Origin of the sequence: Streptomyces sp. NPDC014733, from assembly GCF_043083385.1 — a bacterium.
Classification (GTDB): domain Bacteria; phylum Actinomycetota; class Actinomycetes; order Streptomycetales; family Streptomycetaceae; genus Streptomyces.
The window spans coordinates 327,194-342,808 of record NZ_JBIBYO010000006.1; the positions used below are offsets into that span (position 1 = coordinate 327,194).

Genomic DNA, 15,615 nt, shown 5'->3' on the forward strand with positions numbered 1-15,615 from the left:
GTGGTGGGGCCGGTGATGGCCGTGCTGGCGGTGGTGCCCGCGCAGGGGGCGGGCGCACACGGGCACGGCGGCCAGGCCAAGGTCTCGGTGAGGGCGTTCCCCTCCCTGATGACGAGCCGGGCGGGCGGCGACCACGGGAGTAAGGGAGGTGCCCTGGCGGGCTCGGTGATCACCTACTCGGTGGTGCTCAACAACCCGGGCGGCGAGCCGCTGGCGGACTACCACTGGGAGGACGACCTGACCAAGGTGCTCGACGGAGCGGTCGGCGCCGGCAAAGGCGGCGATCTGCTGATCACGGTCGCCTCGGACCCCAAGGGGGCAGAAGTTCCCCGGCCGACGCTGAACGGCCAGAAGATCCAGTGGACCGGCGACGTCCCGGCGAGGACGAAGCTGACCTTCACCTACCGGGTGCGTGTCAAGGACCCGCTGACGGGCGGCGACCATCATCTGATCAACGCCGTGACCGCGAAAGACTCCAACTGCGCGGTCGGGAGCACCGATGCGAAGTGCCGGACGGACATCACGGCCAGGGATCCGGCCGTCCGCATGACGAACACGGCGTCCGTGAAGGACGGCGCCCACCTCAAGCCGGGCGATGAGGTCACGTACACGGTGACCGCGAAGAACCGGACCCGCGCCACGAAGGATGCCCGGACCTGGTCGGTCGATCTGAAGGACGTCGTCGACGACGCCGAGTTCCTGCCGGACAGCATCACGGCGCGGCGGGGCGATGACCCCGGCGTCACCCCGAAGCCGGTGTACAGCGGCACGGCCGGAAGCGAGAAGATCGCGTGGACCGGGGACGTACCGGCGGATGCGACCCTGACCTTCACCTTCCGCGTCAGGATCCTGAACCCCGGCTCCCGGCCGCGGAGCAACGGAAAGCTGTTCGACGTGGTCCAGCAGGCCGACACCAACTGCCCGGCCGGCACCACCAATCCGGTGTGCAGAACGCCGAAGGATCCCACGGACCCGCCCATCGTCGTCGGACCGTCCGTCGACATCTCGAAGACCGGGGTGATCTCCCCGTAAGCCCTGTGGCCTCGCACAGGACGCACGCGCGGGGCCGGGTCGCGTTGCGGCGCCGGCCTCGCACTTTCACGGGGCAGACCTGTCCCCAGGTTGACGCTCCTGGCGCGGGATCCGTCGTGCAGGGAGACGGGAACGTCACACCGGCCGCTGCCGGGGGCCGTGGGCGGCGATCCCGCGTTCTCAGTTCACGTCCTCTCTGGCGGACGGCAGCGTGGGACGGCGGCACAGCCAGCCGTTGACGGCGAAGCGGCTGTCCTCGGGCCTTCCGCTCGGGCAGGCGACCTTGCGGACTTCGTGCCAGACGGTCGGGCGGAAGAAGACGATGCTGTCGTGTTCGGGTTCGTAGTCCCGCCATGTGCAGCTCTCCCAGGTCGGAGCCTTCTCCGGGTCGACCGGGTGAAGCGCGTCGAACACGCGCAGAGCGCCCCCCTCGAAGGGGCGTGGTGTGCGGTGCAGGTAGTAGACGAAGGTGAGCAGGCGGTCGGAGCATCCGCGGCCGTCGGTGTCCTGGTGGGCCCGGTAGAAGTCGCCGTCGTTGTGCACGTTGAGGCAGTAGCTGGGCTCGGTGTCGTGGCAGGAGACGTGGAGCGTGTTCTCGACGACCTCCAGCACCTCGTCGATGGCCTCCAGCAGCTCCGGCGCGCCGAACCACGCGGAGCGGGAACGGCGCACCTCCGGAATCACCAAGCTGCCGTCGATTGTGGAGGGCGCCATGGTGCCGCCGGCTTCCGCGACGACCCGCTCCAGCAGCGCGGCCGACGCCTGCTTCCCCAGGAAGTCGGTGATGCGGCAGACCGTCACCGGAAGGCGCCAGACCGCGTCCGCGGACACGCGCGGCGGCTGCTCGTCCGTGGAGGATGCCGCTGTCTCCAGATCTCGTACTGTCATCGTCCCCTGCCTCCGTGATCGTCAAATGGTTCATACGTGATGAACCGGACAGATCCTAGGGGGCGTGAAGGTGCCGACGAGCGTGAGGGCGTGCCCGCAAGTCGCCTTCCAGGCAGTCGAATTCCCCCGAACAGGCGGACTTCTCATACCTTCCGACAGTTAATCCAATTTGCTTGTTAATAGCGTGTTCAAGGGGAAGGAACTTATCAAAAATGGGCGAAACGCTCACGCTTGCTCTCACGTTCGGGAACGCGCCCGAAACGGTTCATGAACGGAGTACCTGCGTGAGTCCTGAGTTCAAGTCGCCTCCACCACCCGCCCCGCCGCCCCGGGACAGGTGCAAGAAGGCCGGAATGATCGCTTCGCTCGCGCTGGCGGTGGTCACCGGGGTCGCTCCCCCGGCTACCGCGGCGGCGCGCGGCCTGTCCGTGAATCCGGCCACGTGGCACGGCAAGGGGCCCCATCGCGGTGGCGACGGCTGCGACGGGCGGCACGGACCTGCCGGGGGCGGCCACGATCACTCGGGCGGAAAGGGGTGCGTGGGCCCCACGGGACCGGCGGGACCGGCAGGCCCGGCGGGTCCGGCGGGTCCGGCAGGTCCGGAGGGTCCGGCAGGTCCGGCAGGGCCGGGGGGTCTGCCCGGCCTTCCGGGAGAGGCGGGTCCGGCCGGACCGGAGGGCGTGCCGGGCCTTCCTGGAGAGGCGGGTGTGCCGGGCCTTCCGGGAGAGGCGGGTGTGCCCGGCCTTCCGGGAGAGGCGGGTGTCCCGGGCCTTCCGGGAGAAGCGGGTGTGCCCGGCCTTCCCGGACCGGAGGGTCAGCCCGGCCTTCCCGGACCGGAGGGTCAGCCCGGCCTTCCCGGACCGGAGGGCCCGGCCGGTCTGCCGGGGGAGATCGGTCTTCCCGGCCTGCCCGGGGCCCCGGGACCGCCGGGACTTCCCGGGACCTCGGGTCCGACGGGGCCGCCCGGGTTCCCAGGTCTGCCGGGTCAGACAGGAGCGCCCGGACTCCCGGGGCAGACAGGAGCGCCCGGGCTCCCGGGGCCGGCGGGTGCGTCCGGATGTTCCGACATCGACGCGACGCAAGACCTGGGGAACTACGAACTCCGCTCCGTGGTGTCCAACGGCGGTCAGACGTATGTGGGCATCCGCACCGACACCGGCGACGCAACCGGTCCCTTCACCTGGACCAACCTCACCTCTCACCCGGGCTATCCGGGGAGGAACGTCGTCTGCAGCGCGTCGATCAACGAGACCAACGCGTTCACCGGACAGCCGCACCCGGTACGCATCAACGTCCTCACCACGGGTGGGCAGGTCTACGAGACCACATGTACCGCGAACCCCTCGGCGCCGGGCGGGCCTTCGCTCGACTGCGGCAACAACCCGTGGGTGCCGGTGGTCTCGCCCGAGCCGTAAACGGGCCGCTCACCGGGGATCCCGGAGCCGGGCAGATTGCCTCAACATGCCGCATGCGCCAGGGGAGTTAAGGGCGGCTGCGGAATCTCGGCGAGCGCTGTGCAGGGACGGATCTCACCGCACGTCCAGCGAGCAAAAACCCCTCTGATCGCGTTTTCGCAGATCAGAGGGGTTTTTGTGAGCGGCAGCGGTGGGATGTGAACCCGTCAAGGTGATGGAAACCCTCTGTCAGCTGCGGGAAGAGGGGTGGCCGGGCGAGTCGGACGGCCTGGCGCACCTCTCGCCGGACCCGGCCGGCTCACGCCGCTCGTAGACGCTCACCCGGCGGCCCCGTTCGACACGGTCCGCACAGCGTACGAAGTGTGCGTCCAGGGTGTGCTGCTTGGTGCGGTCGGCCGTCGAGTCGTCCAGGCGGGGCCCGGGATCGGTGACGAGCACTATGCGCCGAGCGCCCAGTATCGCGCGCTCTATGTCGTGCGGCCCGGCCTCTATGCCCTTCAGGGTTCCTGACTCCACCGGCCCCTGGGCCAAGGCCAGATCCCGCAGGCCCGCGAACGCGTGAGGTGAGACAAGCGCGGTGTCGCGGCGCGCGGCGGGAATGTAGAGCACGCCGTCGGCGGCGCCGCGGACCTGGTCGACGGTGGCTGCCGCGGTGAGTACGTCGTCGACCCGGTTCTGTTCGGTACGTACACGGAGCTCGATCGGGAGAAGCGCCAGGAAGGCCAAGACGAGAGTGGCGGGGAGCAGTACGGCGGCGGGGGTGCGCAGTCGCGTCGCGAGGACGGCGAGAAGGGCACCTATGAGGAGAGCGAGACCCGCATACGTGAACAGCACATAGCGCGTCACGTAGAGGGGTTTGATCAGGGAGATCAACACCAGACCGACCTGGGGGACCGCACAGAGCGGGAGTCCGACGGTGGCCAGGTTCACGCGGGTCTGCGGTGCGTGCGCGCGTATGCTCCCGGGCATGCGCGCGTGCGCCAGCCGTGAGCAGAGGGCGGCGATCACCACGGTGATCAGCACGGTGAGGAGCGTCGACGAGCCGGTCGGCTTGATCCAGGAGACCTGCGAGGCCTGGGTCCGGCTGGCCAGGATCAGCGGCAGGGCCGCGACGACAGCCCCGGAGGCGGCAACCAGCCACCCGACCCGTCGAGCGCGGTCCGGGCGGCCACACGCCACCGTCACACCGTGCGCGACCAGCGCGGACAGCGAGAACCAGTTGAGCAGCGCGGCGATCAGAACGGCCACCGCGTACCCGGCCCACCGCCGACTGCTCGGCCGCTCCAGGGCGCTGACGAGAAGCCAGCTGGCGAGCACCACGAAGGCGAGGACAAGGGCGTACGAGCGGCCCTCTTGGGCGAACTCCTGGACTGCCGGAATGACCGCCAGGGCCAGCCCCGCCCCTGCCCCGGCCCAGCGGTCCGAAAGCCGGGCGCCGAGGAGCGCCGTCAGCCCGCACGCGGCGGCGGTGGCGAGGACGGAGGGCAGCCGCAGGGTGACCAGACTGTCGCCGAAGAGGGCGAACACCCCGTGCATCACCGCGTAGTAGAGGCCATGGACGATGTCGGCCTGGCCGACGAGGTGCCCTATCTCGGCCAGCGACCGATGCGCCGCCTGCCACGTCGCCGCCTCGTCCCGCCACATGCTGTGTTCCCGCGTGATACCCCACAGCCCCAGAGCGAGCGAGAGGACGGCCGGGCCGAGGAAGACGGCCACGCCGCCGAACCGCACTGCGCCCCGGAACTCTCGCCCGGTGCCGTGCGCCGTCCGGCCCGTTGGTCCCAACTCCCCTACGGTGTCCGGGCTTTCCGAACCGTCCTGCTCGGCACCGGCTCCGCCGTCTTCCGGTGCTCCTCGCAGGACCCGCTGGTCACTCGCCATACGGACACTCCTGCGACGACTGGAGCTGCGTGGCACGGGAGCCCCGCCACAGGGTCGGTACGGCGAGCGTGGCGAGGGCTCCCGCCGTCGCGGCGAGCGTGGCGAGGGCTCCCGCCGTCGCGGCGAGCATCCCGCCGGCCGGCGGCAGGGCGTCCCTCAAGAGCTGGTCGATCCCCGCCTCGGGACGGTTCTCGCCGTCGGATGAGGCCGGCGCGACGGTCCGGGGAGCGCTGTCCGTACCGGTCGGCAGCACAGGCCCTCGCCGTGCCGCTATTCGTTCACCGCCAGGGCTGTTCCAGCGGACGGCTTCGGCGCTCCGCTGGTCGGCGCCGCCCGCGGGGGCGGAAGCGGGCTCCCGTGAGCAGGTGAGTTGTACGGCCTGGAGCGCCGGACACTCGCGCTGGAGCCGAACCGTGGGCCCTGGAGCCGGATCAGCAGCCGCCGGGTACGGCGCGATCACCGCCGTTCCCGGCGGGAAGCGCCGGACCACCGTCTTCCACTGGTGCCGTGTCAGGCCGTCGGTATCGAGGTGCATGAGCAGCATGCTGGTGCCGATCCTGTTCACCGTGGCGTGCGCGGCTCGCGCGCTTTCGCCGTGTGGGGAGTTCTTCAACCGGTCCTGGCTCACCAGGACCAGCGCGATGCCGACCCCGGCGACCAGGCGGGAGACCACTCCTGGGTGCGCCGACGCGTGGCGGCCGGCGATGAGGGCGCCCGCGCCGCCGGTGCGCCGCGTGGAGCGGGCCGGCCGAGCGCCGGGAGCGGCGGTACCGACCGCGACCGCGCACGGCAAGGTCGCCATGGCGGCCACCACGCCGGTGTCGCACGGCTTCATTCTGACATCCGAACACCGGGCAGGGCCGAGCTGAGCCGGTCCCCGGACGCTGCCGACCGCCCCCAGCAGCGGGCAGGCAGGAGCAGCACGGCCGCGGCGGCGCATCCCACCACCGGAACCGCCCACCACCGGAACCGCCCACCACCGGAACCGCCCACCACCGGAACCGCCCACCACCGGAACCGCCCACCACCGGAACCGCCCACCACCGGCGTTGCGGGTCGGCCGAGGAAACCCAGCAGTTGAGCCAGGGAAGCCGGAGGTGGCCCGCGGCCGTAGCGCACAGGCCGGGGAGCGCGCCCAGGGCTGCGCCCGCGCCGTTCCACGTCAAGCGGCCGCCCTGCGCGGCTGCTTGACACTCCCACGGAGGGAGAGCCGAGGGTGGAGAACATGCGCGGGGACGACGGGCCGGGGCCCACGTGGAGCATCGGGGCCGTGGCGCGGCAGACCGGGCCGCCGGTGAAAGTGGTCAGGCACTGGTCCGACGTGGGTGTCGTGGCGCCGGTCTGCCGGACCACCGGCGGCTACCGCCGCTACGGCACCGCCGGTGTGGCCCGGCGGCACATGGCCCGCACCTTGCGGGACCTGGGGATGGGGCTCGGCGAGATCCGGGCCGCCCTGGACCGCGAGGACGGGCTCATCGAGGTGGCCGCCGCACACGCCGAGGCTCTGGAGGTGTGGATCCGCCGCCTCCGGACCCACCAGGCCGTCCCGCGCACCGTCACCCGCCGTACCACCCGCGAAGGACTTGCTCTCATGACGCGCACCGCCCACATGTCCCCCGGCGAACGCCGCAAGCTGGTCCACGACTTCCTCGGCCCGCCTTCGCATCGAACGCCTGGTCCGCGGTCGTGACGACCTCCCCGCGCGACGTCCGGCCTGTCAGGTCTCCGCCGCACCTGGCTCGGACGCCTCCTGGAACGTCGCCAGCATCTCCGGCGACCAGGTCAGGCTGCCGTCCCGCACATCGCTGATCACCCCTTGCAGCCAGCGTTCCTCGGCGTCGAGGACGGCGAGCAGGTACTCGTTCTCGATCAGTGTGATGCGTGGCAGGCCGGGCGGTGCATCGGTGGACTGGCGCTCCAGGGCGGCACGTCGGGCGGCCACCTGCTCCGCCCGCTTTTCCAGGATGGGTGCCACTTCGTCCGGGCTGAGCAGGAGCATGTTCGACAGCGCCGCCGGGAACACGGGGAACTCTGCCTTGGGCGTCGCCAGCATCTGTTCCAGCCACTCGCGGGTGGCTGCCCGGCCCTCCTCGGTGACCTCATAGACGGTCCGCTCGGGGTACTGCTGGTCGCGCTCGGTCTGCCGGACGGCGATCAGCCCGCCTGCCTGCAGCCGCTCGATCGTGCGGTACAGCCCGGTCCGCTGGCCGACGTTGACGACCTGCTCCTTGCCCCACTGCTTGAGCAGCCGCTGGATGCCGTAGGGGTGCAGTGGCCGGTGGTGCAGCAGTGCCAGCACGGTCAGACCCAGCGGCGAGCTTTTCACGGTGGCGGACACACGGACATCGTAGTCAATCCGAAATCAGTTGCACTGAAACTAGTTGTTCTGCAACTATCTCCGTACTGGATCGACGCATCCACATGACTCATGGGAGGGGTTATGAGCGACGACGACGGCCGCGACTCCGGAGTACGGACCGCACTGGTCATCGGGGGCGGTGTGGCGGGCGCGGTGACGGCACTCGCACTGCGCAAGGCAGGTATCAGGGCGACGGTCCACGAGGCGTACCCCACCGCCGCGGACGGGGTGGGGGCGTGGCTGGGCCTGGCGCCCAACGGCCAGGCGGCGCTGGCGGCGGTCGGTGCCGACGCGGCGGTGAAGGCTGCCGGGCAGCCGGTGCCCGGCGTGGTGATGGCGGACGGCGCCGGTAATCACCTGGCCGGCTTCGGGGGTTTCCCCGAACTGCCCGCGACGCTGACGCTGCCTCGCGAACGGCTGTTCCGGGTGCTGGCCGATCATGCGGCCGCCGAGGGGGTGCAGTTCACGTACGGCAAGCGCCTGGTCGCCGCCGAGGAGTCGCCCGACGGCGTCACCGCCCACTTCGCCGACAAGACCTCCGCGACCGCCGACATCCTGATCGGAGCCGACGGCATCCGCTCCACCGTCCGCACGGTGATCGATCCGCAGTCACCCGTCCCCGAGTACGGCGGCGTACTGAGCATCGGCGGCTACGCGGCGGTGGGCAGTGAGACCGGAGCCGAACCGGGCACCATGTACTTCGCGTTCGGCCGCGCGTTCATGGGCTACTGGCAGGGCCCGGACGGCCGGCTGATCTGGTTCGCCACACTGCCCGCGGACACCCCGCCGAGCCCGGCTGACGTGGCGCGAGTGCCCGCCGCCGAGTGGCTGAGCCGGCTGCGCGAGGTGTACGCCGGTCACGTCCCGGGCGAGCGGCTGCTGCGGCACACCGACCCCGACGCGCTGATGGTGGTCGGCCGGATGGAGCGCATGCCGTCCGTACCGCACTGGTACCGCGGCCGGATGGTGCTCGTCGGAGACTCGGTGCACGCCCCGTCCTCCAGCTCAGGGCAGGGCGCCTCGCTCGCCATGGAAAGCGCGGTCGAACTGGCCCGCTGCCTGCGCGATCTGCCCACGCCCGGTGAGGCGTTCGCCGCCTACGAGGCCCTGCGCCGCCCGCGCGTGGAGGCGATCGGCCGCAACGCGGCAGCCGTCAACGAGGTCAAAGCCGGGAAGTCCGACACCACCGTGCCGGCCTTCCCCGCCCTTGAGGACATGTTCCGCCCGCTCCACTTCCACCGAATCGACTGGGAGGAGAAGGTGAACGCCGGGTCGGCGTGACGGTGAGCGTCGCGGCCTGGCACCGGCGCTACTCGCGATGTGGAGGCGACGGCAGTGCTCGGTCGGCAAGGCGGTGCGCCCTCTCACTCTGACCACCGCACTCGAGGCGGCATCCACCATTGCCGGGTTACCGGATCGTCCGCCGCGTCTGATGCCCCGACCTTCCAGCACTGCCGCAGGGAAGGGGGCCGCGCACCGGCATACGGGAGCGTTGCGTTCGCCTCTGCGGGACTCCGGGGGGTGTGGGTCCCGCAGAGAGATGCTCCAGCTTCCTTTGCGCGCAGGAGTTGAGGACAGATACGGCCTGGCCGTGAGCGGTAGCGGTGGGATTTGAACCCGTCAACATGATGCTTCTCACCTGGGATTTTTCTGAAAGGCCAGGTGGGAATGGGTGTTTCGGTGCCGTTGGGTGGCGTTGCGTGCCGTTCGATGACGGGTTTCGCTGCATGTGCAGCGAGCTCCGGCGGGCTTTCCAGCGCCTCGGATGTGCTTCTCGCCGAGGCGCCGGGAAGTGGGCTTCGGTAGCTCGCCGGTGGAGGGATGGAACTGCCGGGCTTTTCTCGTGACCCTCTGGACTCTGACAGGGAGGGACTGTTCAAGGGTGTGGGGAGCCGCTTCGATGTAGGTACAGTCGGTAGCCGAATTCCTGTCGGGGGAAGAGCCTCGTCCCTTCCTGGGAGCGACCGAGGGTGGGCCTGGTGGTACGCAGAGTGCTGCATTCCGGCATGGTCCACCTCTTAGGCGTCATCTCATTCGGTTCAGTGGGCTGTTGCCATGGTGAGGGTTGTTTAGCGGCTGGTGCCGGACGAGTTGTGGGAGCTGTGCCAAGCTGCACCGCCTGGTCCTCGACGAACTCGGCGCCCGCGGCGACCTGGACTGGTCCCGGTGCACGGTCGACTCGGTGAACATGCGGGCCCTGAAAAGGGGGCCTGATAGGTCGGAACGGAATCCTGTCGACCGGGGCAAGTACGAATCGAAGATCCACCTGATCACCGAGCGGACCGGCCTGCCCCTGTCCGTCGGAATCTCGGGTGCCACCCTCCACGACGGCCAGGGCCTGATCCCGCCCGTGAAAGGCATACCGCCGATCCGATCCCGTCAGGGCCTTCGTCGGTGCAGGCCCCGGCAAGCTCCACGCCGACAAGGGTTACGACTACCGCCACCTGCGGCGATGACTGTCGCAGCGAAGCATTTGGCACCGCGTCGCCCGCAAGGGTATCGAAACCTCACGGCGGCTCGGCTGGCATCGTTGGGGCACGTCCTGGCTCGCCGGCTGCCGCCGCCTCCACCGCCGCTACGGACGCAAGACGACGGCTTTCTCGCCTTCACCGGCACCCCCCTCATCTGCTACCGCAGACTCGCCAAATGAGATGACTTCTGAGGTGGCCCCGTAACTAGTGGACGGAGGCCAGAGCGCGAACGCTTATGCAGCTCGAATAGCCATCTAAATCCAGCCACTCCTCCAGGGGAGGCTGCGGTGATGAGCGCAGCGGCGCGGTGACGGTGGCAGTTTCGGCGAGTGAGCGAGCGGCCGGGCTGCGCCCGCCTGAACTGTCGAAATGGTGCGAATCGCTATCGTTTTACTCGAATTGAATGATGGCCGAAATTAAGTATTCCTGTTGACTGTGGCGCTGCACTCTTTGGGGTATAGGGTATATCTTGCTGGTTTGGCAATGAATTGAGTCCATGTGGCGAGCGCGGGGGTATTTAGAGTGCAGGATGGGTTTTTTGTGGACCTTAATGCGCTACGCAAGGCCGCATCTGGGATCAGAACCACTCTGGATGCGATGGCCACCAAAAAGGTGAGCGAAGTCGATGCCTCCAAGGGGGATTTCGGGCACGATGAGCTGGCTGCGGCGGTTAGCGATTTTTGTGATCGGTGGGATATCGGTGTCTCGCACCTGGCCTCTGACGGTGCGGAAATATCTGACCGACTGAACCACTGTGTCAAGAATTATGAAAGGGCTGAGCAGTATATTCAACTCTCGGTGCAGGGGATCCTTGAGAAGCCTTCCGGAGGCGATCCGGGGGCACAATGATGCCTGAACTCGGCGAAACATCGAATCCCCGTGACCTTGTCCCCGGCGCGCTTGGTCCTCTGACCGAAACTGCACAGTCTCTGCTTGCCTATGGTGACGTACTCACAGAGACTGGAGCGGGGCTAAAAAAAATCGAAACCGAAGACGGATGGCGCGGTAAAGCTGCTGATGCCTTCCGTGATCGTTTCCATGGCCAGCCAGCAAGATGGACCGAGGCGGGCAAGAATTTTCACGCTGCCGCGAACGCCATGTACGAGTACATACACGCACTGCGGGCAGCCCAGGAGCATGCCGGGGACGCTATATCGAAATTTGCACGCGGTGAAGCGGCCACTGCAACTGCTGAGAAGGCGCACTCTCGGCAAATTGATGAGGCGCGAAGTAGAGGTAGCGATACCGATATCCCTTTCCACGACCCTGGTGAAGCGGATCGTGCTGACGCCCGCGAGAATCTCGAAACTGCCCGAGGCAACGTGAAAAGTGCAGGGAATACCGCGGTCGCCCTAGTAAGGAAAGCCACAGCTTCTGCCCCGGAGCGCCCGGGGTTCTGGTCCAAGGTTGGCGACTTTTTGGGCGATGTGGGAGAAGGTGTGGTGGACGGAGGTAAGGCGGTCCTGACCGACCTGGCTTCGTTCGGAAACGCCATGATCCAGCATCCGGGGGATGCCGCGGCGTTGCTCGGCGGCACGCTCCTGGCCGGGGCCAGCGTCGGCGGTGAAGGGCTCGGAGTCGCTCTGGATGTCACGGGGGTCGGCGCCGTCGCTGGAGTTCCGGTGGGTGCAGTTTCTGCGGCCGGGATAGCTACCGGCGTCGGCCTGGCAGGCGCCGGTGCCGCGGACCTTGCGCAGCATGCCAAAAGTGACTCCGCGGTCGAACCTATGCAGAGGAACAGTGAAGGTCCTGGGGCTAGCGGATCCGAACAGCAGCAAGCGTCCGAGCTGATTAAGAACGGCCAGCATTACAAGGGCACTGGAGGTCGCGCAGGAAATAATCTGCCGGTGGAAGGAGGTCCGAAGAACGGAACCCTCTACAAGACAAATCCGGAGACTGGGAAAGTCAGCAACTATACAACTTACGATTCCGAAGGGCGTCCTTTGAAACGTGTAGACTTGGAGGGCGATTCACACGGTGGGGTGGAGACGCCGCATGTCGTAGAGTATTCACAAAACACGAATCCGAAGACTGGTCAAGTCTTCGTGCGCCCATCAAGGACGGTGCGCGCCGCATTCCCCTGGGAGATCCCGTGAGTAGCAGTAAACCGGCGTGGTCCGAGCGTGAATTGCCTGCGTTCTTCAGGAAATGGCGCACAGATTGGAAGGATGAGGGTCTCTCGCCGGACAACTACCTCGACTTCGAGGGTGGCTTGCCTTTTGTTCTGGCCGCAGCCTGGCTGTTTTGCCCCGAGACCGTCGAGTACCGCGGCTGTGTGTTCCTCAAGGAGAACTTCGGTCAAGGCACTGTCGACGACTGGTTCGTGAAGCTGGAGGGGGATCGGCGCCGCATGGAACTCGTCGTTAATCATGTCGAGTTGTGGAGCGTTTTCAGTAACACCCCCTTGACGGAGGGCGATCAGCTCGGGGAGGAGTTGCCCCAACTCGCTCTGGCCCTGGGGGAGTGCTGGCAGGGAGTCCTGTCTGCGCGCTACCCCGACCGGGAGGTCACGGTCGAGGTGAGTGATGAGGAGGACGGTTCCTATGGGCCGACAGTGTCCTTCTGGACCTCGCCAGTCATCTCAGCCTTCGGTTAGGAGTTGTCCGGGCGATCACGCGCGGAGCCCGATGGCGAGGCATGCGGCTGACGGCGAAAAAAGAAGACGCCCCGCATCTGGAAAAAGACAAGGGCCCGGCACCACTGCCCCCGACTGGCACAGCTTCGAAGACGGCCGTTCCCGCCTCCATGGCCCCGGGCCCTCGGCTCCAGGTATCTGCCGCCTTCGGACTCGTTGTCCGCCTGGCTCTGGCCGGAGTGGTTGTCGCAGGTCCGGCGCGGGATGGCGCCGGGCGCCGACCGGCAGCCGTACAGGTGCCCCGGCGAGTGGCACCGGGCAACGACGCTGCCCGAGGTCCGTGACGCTCGCAAATAAATTTACGGGGCCTGTGGGTGGCGACCCGACGGAGGGATGCTCCAGCTTCCCTTGTGCGAGGGGGAGTTGACGACAGTTACGGCCTAGTCGGGAGTTCTGTGCAGTGAATCTCGCTGCACATGCAGCGAGCAAAACACCCCCCTGACCGCGTTTCCGCAGATCAGAGGGGTGTTTGTGAGCGGTAGCGGTGGGATTTGAACCCGTCAACATGACCCTTCTCACCTGCGGTTTTTCTAAAAGGCCAGGTGAGAGAGGGCGTTTCGGTGTCGTTGGGTGGCGTTCGATGCCACTCAGCGACGGTTCGTGCTGCATATGCAACACGCCCAGTCGGCGCTGGTCAGTGTCGAAGGTGGGAGCCCTTGCGCTTCGCGTCTTTGCAAAAGTACACGTTGCTTTGTTGGTGATGGTGACTGCTCTCGCACTCCTGCGGTGATCGCGGAAAGTGACCAGTGGGACGAATGTGGGCTTCGTGATCCGCGGGTGGTGGTCAACGTTTGATGAGGTTGCGGATGGCGAGGATGCCGAAGCCGAGGAGGACGGGTTCGAGGATGCGGGTGGCCATTTCGATATAGGTGCCGGTGATGGCGAGGGTCTGGGCAGCGGTCGCCCCCACATGCGTGGGGAATCCGCCCAGCGCTGAGCGGCGGCCAGTCCGAACGCCGGACCACCCCCACGTGCGTGGGGAATCCTTCGTGAACGTCTCGGCCGCCGCTTCCTGCCACGGACCACCCCCACATGCGTGGGGAATCCACTGAGTAGTAACCGTCGTGTTCGTAGAACTCCGGACCACCCCTACGTGGGTGGGGAACCCGCCCCTCAACCCGGCGCCGCCCATGCGTCTCACGGACCACCCCCACATGCGTGGGGAACCCGTGATCGCCGACCACGGCGCCAGCGACCAGTTCGGACCACCCCCCACATGCGTGGGGAACCCGCCTCCGCCAGCAGCGGGCGGGCCGACGTGCTCGGACCACCCCCACATGCGTGGGGAACCCGTCGCCGCCGACACAGACCGCACCCCGTACCCCGGACCACCCCCACATGCGTGGGGAACCCTTGTTCATCAGCCGGTCGTTGTGCTCGGTGAACGGACCACCCCCACGTGCGTGGGGAATCCCCTTCCTGAGCTGGGGTTCTACCGACGCTTTGCCCTTTCTTTGCTGGTCAGGCGGGGGCGAGGCTGAGGAGTCCGGCGCCGTAGGAGCGTCCGCGGCCGATGCCGTTGAGGACTCCGGTGCGGAGGGTGTCGGCGTCGGTGATGGTGGCGTCTCCTTCGAAGACGGTGATGGCGTGGCGGTGCCTTCCGGGCTTGTGGGTGACGTGCACGGAAGGGGTGTTGGTGCGGAGGATGCTGTGCAGGGTAAGGCCGTTGGTGGTGGCGCGGCGGGCCCACCAGTCGTCTGCTTTGGGGCCGGTGAGGACGGTGCGGGCTGGGGGGAGGTGCTTGAGTTTGCGGGTGGCCTGGACGCGCTGGCGGTCGGCGAGGGTGCCGAGCTGGGTGGTGGGGTTGGCGGCGATCCGGTAGTGGACGTGAGTCCCTTCGGTCAGCCGTGACAGGAAGCCGGTCATGTTCTTGACGGCTGTGTGGGCGTAGTCGGCCGGGATGTTCTCGACGAGGGGCGGGGTGCGGGTCTGGGCGAGGATGGTGACGCCAGTGGCGTTTTCATCGACACGGAACAGCAGTCCGCCCGTGGCGCGGGCTTGTTCGCCGAGGTCGGGCGGGAGCAGTCGCATCAGGGTGCGGTGGAGGCCGCCGCCGTCGGCCAGGTCGGAGAGGGCCTGCCGGTTGCGGGTGTTGACGTGGAACTGCGTGAGGTACACCGCGGCCGTGTCGGTGGGGGCGGTCATGCGGGGGTCTCCTGGGCGCGGTGGCGGGCGAGAGCGTTGAGCCAGTCGGTGCCGAGGCCGGCGCAGAGGGTGGCCGGGAGGGTGGCGGTGGTGACGTACTCGGTGCGTACGTCCCAGGCTCGGTGGTGTTCGTCGAAGGTGACGGGGTTGTCGGCCAGGCGGGTGCGGGCCGGGGTGCCGCTGGTGGGCGGTGTGTCGTGGGCGAGGTCGACCGTCACCGTGTCGCTCCTGTAGGGGCGTTGGCGGTGGATCGGGAAACTTGTGAGCGCGGCGGCGGCGTCGGTCAGGCCGGTGGCGACGAGGAGCGGGCTGCCCGGTGGGCAGGATCGGCGCCCGAGGTACAGAGGCCAGCGGGGGGCGCGGAGCGCGGCGGTGGCCTGGTTGATCGTGGAGTCGGTGCCATCGATGGCGACGGTGAACGTCGCGTCCGCCAGGTAGTGGCGATGGGTGACGACGGTCGCCTTGTTCTCCGGTTTGCGGGTGCCGTCGGCCCGGGGTACGGCCTGGTGCGGGGGCAGGCCGCCGCCGATGGTGTGGAAGTCGACGAGCCGGGTGCCGGGCCGGTCGGTGCGGACGGTGTAGCGCAGGGCACGCAGATCGGCCAGATCAGCGTTGCGGTGGCGGCCGTCCGCAGCGGCGAGCAGCCCGATCAGTGCGGAGCGGGTGGGGCGGGTGTGGGTGTCGCGTTCGGTGAACTCACCGTGCTCGCCGAAAGACATGAGCGGGCCGGACAGGTGGATGAGGATGCCGGGCAAGCGGATTCTCCTTGGCGGTAGAGCGGCCCCACGT

The 15,615-nt window shown here is 68.2% G+C and carries 14 protein-coding genes and 1 pseudogene; 8 read left to right on the top strand and 7 right to left on the bottom strand.

From position 1 onward, the window contains the following. Window positions 1-1,032 (top strand): hypothetical protein, encoded by a 1,032-nt coding sequence (locus ACF1BH_RS17440; protein WP_391643332.1) that lies wholly within the window; start codon window positions 1-3, stop codon window positions 1,030-1,032. A 180-nt stretch (window positions 1,033-1,212) separates the two neighbouring features. Here ACF1BH_RS17440 and ACF1BH_RS17445 read toward each other — a convergent pair whose 3' ends face one another. Beyond that, window positions 1,213-1,920 carry a 2OG-Fe(II) oxygenase gene (locus ACF1BH_RS17445; protein WP_391643333.1) on the bottom strand — a complete coding sequence of 236 codons (708 nt, stop codon included), beginning with the start codon at window positions 1,918-1,920 and terminating at the stop codon, window positions 1,213-1,215. 1,109 nt (window positions 1,921-3,029) lie between these two features. On the opposite strand from ACF1BH_RS17445, the gene ACF1BH_RS17450 reads away from it, so the two are divergent. Then, a complete protein-coding gene (locus ACF1BH_RS17450; RefSeq protein WP_391643334.1) occupies window positions 3,030-3,335 on the top strand; it encodes a hypothetical protein in 306 nt (101 codons plus the stop codon). Window positions 3,336-3,563: 228 nt separating this feature from the next. On the opposite strand, the gene ACF1BH_RS17455 is transcribed toward ACF1BH_RS17450, so the two are convergent. Together ACF1BH_RS17455 and ACF1BH_RS17460 are read right to left on the bottom strand one after the other, a co-directional pair. Further along, window positions 3,564-5,216: a glycosyltransferase family 39 protein gene (locus ACF1BH_RS17455; protein ID WP_391643335.1), complete on the bottom strand. Its 1,653-nt coding sequence runs from the start codon at window positions 5,214-5,216 to the stop codon at window positions 3,564-3,566. Further along, on the bottom strand, window positions 5,206-6,051 hold the full coding sequence (locus ACF1BH_RS17460) for a hypothetical protein (RefSeq protein ID WP_391643336.1): 846 nt from the start codon (window positions 6,049-6,051) through the stop codon (window positions 5,206-5,208). The genes ACF1BH_RS17455 and ACF1BH_RS17460 overlap by 11 nt, the downstream gene beginning before the upstream one ends. 435 nt (window positions 6,052-6,486) lie before the next feature. On the opposite strand from ACF1BH_RS17460, the gene ACF1BH_RS17465 reads away from it, so the two are divergent. Beyond that, complete coding sequence (locus ACF1BH_RS17465) at window positions 6,487-6,906, top strand: MerR family transcriptional regulator (RefSeq protein WP_391643337.1); 420 nt, start codon at window positions 6,487-6,489, stop codon at window positions 6,904-6,906. A gap of 27 nt (window positions 6,907-6,933) precedes the next feature. On the opposite strand, the gene ACF1BH_RS17470 is transcribed toward ACF1BH_RS17465, so the two are convergent. Next, the gene (locus tag ACF1BH_RS17470; protein ID WP_391643338.1) at window positions 6,934-7,554 is read right to left on the bottom strand and encodes a PadR family transcriptional regulator; all 621 of its coding nucleotides are present in this window, start codon (window positions 7,552-7,554) and stop codon (window positions 6,934-6,936) included. Between the two features lie 102 nt (window positions 7,555-7,656). On the opposite strand from ACF1BH_RS17470, the gene ACF1BH_RS17475 reads away from it, so the two are divergent. From ACF1BH_RS17475 to ACF1BH_RS17495, 5 genes and pseudogenes are all read left to right on the top strand, one after another. Further along, complete coding sequence (locus ACF1BH_RS17475; RefSeq protein ID WP_391643339.1) at window positions 7,657-8,856, top strand: FAD-dependent monooxygenase; 1,200 nt, start codon at window positions 7,657-7,659, stop codon at window positions 8,854-8,856. 823 nt (window positions 8,857-9,679) lie between these two features. Further along, window positions 9,680-10,225: pseudogene (locus ACF1BH_RS17480) on the top strand (transposase); the annotation flags it as partial. Between the two features lie 418 nt (window positions 10,226-10,643). After that, window positions 10,644-10,895 (top strand): hypothetical protein, encoded by a 252-nt coding sequence (locus ACF1BH_RS17485; protein WP_391643340.1) that lies wholly within the window; start codon window positions 10,644-10,646, stop codon window positions 10,893-10,895. Next, window positions 10,892-12,142, top strand: coding sequence for a putative T7SS-secreted protein (locus tag ACF1BH_RS17490; protein ID WP_391643341.1), 1,251 nt, complete (start codon window positions 10,892-10,894; stop codon window positions 12,140-12,142). The genes ACF1BH_RS17485 and ACF1BH_RS17490 overlap by 4 nt, the downstream gene beginning before the upstream one ends. Continuing rightward, window positions 12,139-12,642, top strand: a complete 504-nt coding sequence (locus tag ACF1BH_RS17495) for a hypothetical protein (RefSeq protein WP_391643342.1) — start codon at window positions 12,139-12,141, stop codon at window positions 12,640-12,642. The genes ACF1BH_RS17490 and ACF1BH_RS17495 overlap by 4 nt, the downstream gene beginning before the upstream one ends. A gap of 823 nt (window positions 12,643-13,465) precedes the next feature. Here the strand turns inward: ACF1BH_RS17495 and ACF1BH_RS17500 are convergent. From ACF1BH_RS17500 to cas5e, 3 genes are all read right to left on the bottom strand, one after another. After that, on the bottom strand, window positions 13,466-13,591 hold the full coding sequence (locus ACF1BH_RS17500) for a hypothetical protein (RefSeq protein WP_391643343.1): 126 nt from the start codon (window positions 13,589-13,591) through the stop codon (window positions 13,466-13,468). A gap of 551 nt (window positions 13,592-14,142) precedes the next feature. After that, entirely contained in the window at window positions 14,143-14,826 is a 684-nt protein-coding gene (cas6e, locus tag ACF1BH_RS17505) for a type I-E CRISPR-associated protein Cas6/Cse3/CasE (RefSeq protein ID WP_391643344.1), read from the bottom strand. Then, window positions 14,823-15,581, bottom strand: a complete 759-nt coding sequence (gene cas5e, locus ACF1BH_RS17510) for a type I-E CRISPR-associated protein Cas5/CasD (protein WP_391643345.1) — start codon at window positions 15,579-15,581, stop codon at window positions 14,823-14,825. Before cas5e ends, cas6e begins: the two co-directional genes overlap by 4 nt. Window positions 15,582-15,615 lie beyond the last annotated feature (34 nt).

Coding starts and splice junctions, on each gene's coding strand:
- ACF1BH_RS17485 (WP_391643340.1), top strand. CDS start 10,644: ATGGCCACCAAAAAGGTGAGCGAAGTCGATGCCTCCAAGGGGGATTTC.
- cas6e (WP_391643344.1), bottom strand. CDS start 14,826: ATGACCGCCCCCACCGACACGGCCGCGGTGTACCTCACGCAGTTCCAC.
- ACF1BH_RS17490 (WP_391643341.1), top strand. CDS start 10,892: ATGATGCCTGAACTCGGCGAAACATCGAATCCCCGTGACCTTGTCCCC.
- ACF1BH_RS17460 (WP_391643336.1), bottom strand. CDS start 6,051: ATGAAGCCGTGCGACACCGGCGTGGTGGCCGCCATGGCGACCTTGCCG.
- ACF1BH_RS17475 (WP_391643339.1), top strand. CDS start 7,657: ATGAGCGACGACGACGGCCGCGACTCCGGAGTACGGACCGCACTGGTC.
- ACF1BH_RS17455 (WP_391643335.1), bottom strand. CDS start 5,216: ATGGCGAGTGACCAGCGGGTCCTGCGAGGAGCACCGGAAGACGGCGGA.
- ACF1BH_RS17445 (WP_391643333.1), bottom strand. CDS start 1,920: ATGACAGTACGAGATCTGGAGACAGCGGCATCCTCCACGGACGAGCAG.